The 1,885-nt window shown below is 59.9% G+C and carries 2 protein-coding genes; one reads left to right on the top strand and one right to left on the bottom strand.

The features are described from left to right. The coding region (locus tag WBV42_RS10050; protein ID WP_423985909.1) for an extracellular solute-binding protein at positions 1–465 on the bottom strand (465 nt) is incomplete at its 3' end. A 233-nt stretch (positions 466–698) separates the two neighbouring features. Between WBV42_RS10050 and WBV42_RS10055 the strand changes: the two genes are divergently transcribed. Further along, on the top strand, positions 699–1,829 hold the full coding sequence (locus WBV42_RS10055) for an ABC transporter ATP-binding protein (RefSeq protein ID WP_423985910.1): 1,131 nt from the start codon (positions 699–701) through the stop codon (positions 1,827–1,829). Positions 1,830–1,885 lie beyond the last annotated feature (56 nt).

Genomic DNA, 1,885 nt, shown 5'->3' on the forward strand with positions numbered 1-1,885 from the left:
GACGGTTTCGGCGGCGTACGGCAGGCCAAGCGTTTCGCCGTTGAACTGCACCGCCTCCGCTGCCGCGCTGGTGTACGTGGATTCGAGGTCCACCGAGAGGTTGTCGCTTTGGTCAGAGAGAAACCCGGCGGGTTGGTACTCGCCGATCCAGTCGTGTGCCCACTGAAACAGATGCGGGCCTTTTCCGGCGGGGAGTTTGTTCTCGATGGTCTTCTGTAGGTCCGAAATCTCGGAGAGTTTTATCGCGTAATCGGATAGCCCCTCGAACTTCTTCACGTTCGATTCGAGGCTCTTCTTCGGTCCCTTCGGACGCGAATGCCAGAGTTGTCCGGTGCCGCCGGAGGTGTCGTCGTTGCCGTTGCCGCCGTTTCCGTCGCCACCACCGCCGTCGTTGCCGTTGTCGCCGCTGCCGTCCTTCTCGTCGCTGTTCACGCTGATGCATCCCGCGAGGGTGATACCAGCCACTACGCCGCCTGTCTGTAGGATTTTCCGCCGTGGGTACGACATGGTCGTATCCGTTATGAAATATAACTTCACGTATTTAACCGTTAGGGATTTTCGTGTCGTTTTCTCATCGACATATTTGAGAAAGGGGATGAACCGGTCGAACACTGCCTCCAAAAAGAAGTATGAAATATCCCATCACAGATTTGGCTCGATGGGAAAGAACTTTACCGTGGTACGACACCACACGAGTAATGGCAAGCCTTCGACTGGAGACGCTCAGAAAGGAGTTCGACCGCGGACAGATCGTCGCCGTGGACGGTCTCGACCTCGATATCGAGGACGGCGAGTTCGTCACGCTCGTCGGTCCATCCGGGTGTGGGAAGACCACGACGCTCCGCATGATAGCCGGGTTGGAAAGCGCCACCGACGGCCACATCTACATCGGTGATGAGGACGTGACGGACGTTCACGCCAAGAACCGCGACGTGGCGATGGTGTTCCAGAACTACGCGCTCTACCCCCACAAGACCGTCGAGCAGAACATGGGATTCGGGCTCCGGATGAGTACCGACCTCTCGAAGGACGAGCGCCACGAGAAGGTGTACGAAGCCGCCGAGATGATGGGCATCGAGGACCTGCTCGGGGACAAACCCGACGAGTTATCCGGCGGGCAGAAACAGCGCGTCGCGCTCGGCCGCGCCATCGTCCGCGAACCCGACATCTTCCTCTTCGACGAGCCATTGTCGAATTTGGACGCGAAACTCAGGACCACGATGCGAACCGAAATCCAGCGCATCCAGCAGGAACTCGGGATCACGTCGGTGTACGTCACCCACGACCAGGAGGAGGCGATGACGATGGGCGACCGCATCGTCATCCTTCGTGACGGCGAACTCCAGCAGATGGGCGCGCCGACGAACGTGTACGAACAACCCGTAAACAGCTTCGTCGGCGGTTTCATCGGGTCGCCGAGCATGAACTTTATCGACGTTCGCGCGCGGCGCGAAGGCGACGCCGTCGTCCTCGAAGACGACCACGGTGCGTTTTCGTGCCGTCTCGCACCATCCTTCGCCGACCGAATCGAGAACACGGATTCGGCGTTCACCATCGGTATCCGACCCGAAGACATCTTCCCCGCGGCGGAGTCCGACCGGAACGCCCTCTCGGCCACCGTCGAAGTGGTCGAACCCATCGGCAGCGACAACTACCTCTATCTCGACCTCGCTCCCGACTTCATCGCACGCGTCGATTCCGACGTCGAACCCGCACCCGGCGAGACGATTCGAATCACGTTCGACGAGGACGACCTGCACGTCTTCGACGGCGAGACCGGAGACGTCGTCGGTGAGAGCGAAACGGTGGCGGGAAAAGCATCGGTCTGAGAGTAGTGAACTACCCCCACCTACCGCGCTCGGGCTTACCCAGCCCTCGCTTTGTG

The organism is Haladaptatus sp., assembly GCF_049589095.1.
In the GTDB taxonomy this organism is placed as follows: Archaea; Halobacteriota; Halobacteria; order Halobacteriales; family Haladaptataceae; genus Haladaptatus.

Coding starts and splice junctions, on each gene's coding strand:
- WBV42_RS10055 (WP_423985910.1), top strand. CDS start 699: ATGGCAAGCCTTCGACTGGAGACGCTCAGAAAGGAGTTCGACCGCGGA.